The following is a 615-nucleotide window of genomic DNA, read 5'->3' on the forward strand; positions in this document are numbered from 1 at the left end:
CGCTACTTCTAGGTTGACTCGAAACTTCCGTTTCGAAGTGAATTCTTTCGACTTTTACTAGTTTCTTCTCTATGCAGTTTTCAAAGAACATAGATGTTCAATAAATTGGTGGAGGTTAGCGGGATCGAACCGCTGACCCCCTGCTTGCAAGGCAGGTGCTCTCCCAGCTGAGCTAAACCCCCATCGTCCCTATTAGTCATCAAATTCCAGATTCATATTTACATATGATAGCCAGTTTGCATGGTCATTTCTGACCTCCGGCTTCTGTCTTCTGATGGCTTTAATTGGTGGGCCTAGATGGATTCGAACCATCGACCTCACGATTATCAGTCGTGCGCTCTAACCAACTGAGCTACAGGCCCACATTTTTGAGGCTAGATTCTTTATCAAAAGCTTTAGACTTCTGATTTCGATATCTGGTCTCTCAAAACTAAACAACAGCTCTATCCAATGAGTTGCCGATCCCTCGGCGTGAGTCTTTAAGACTCTAATGATCTCTCGTTAAACTCGGTCTTTCAACCTTTGTTCTTCGTGAGAATCGACCATTAGGAAGTTAGTTCAAAGCCTAAGCCCCAAACAGTTCTCCTTAGAAAGGAGGTGATCCAGCCGCACCTT

At 44.4% G+C, this 615-nt stretch carries 2 tRNA genes; both read right to left on the reverse strand.

The features are described 5' to 3' along the window. Positions 1-106: 106 nt before the first annotated feature. Positions 107-182: transfer RNA gene (locus tag LJE72_RS25955), tRNA-Ala, on the reverse strand. A gap of 103 nt (positions 183-285) precedes the next feature. Next, positions 286-362 (reverse strand) — tRNA-Ile (locus LJE72_RS25960). Between the last annotated feature and the right edge of the window lie 253 nt (positions 363-615).

Origin of the sequence: Desulfosporosinus shakirovi, from assembly GCF_020595055.1 — a bacterium.
Taxonomy (GTDB): domain Bacteria; phylum Bacillota; class Desulfitobacteriia; order Desulfitobacteriales; family Desulfitobacteriaceae; genus Desulfosporosinus; species Desulfosporosinus shakirovi.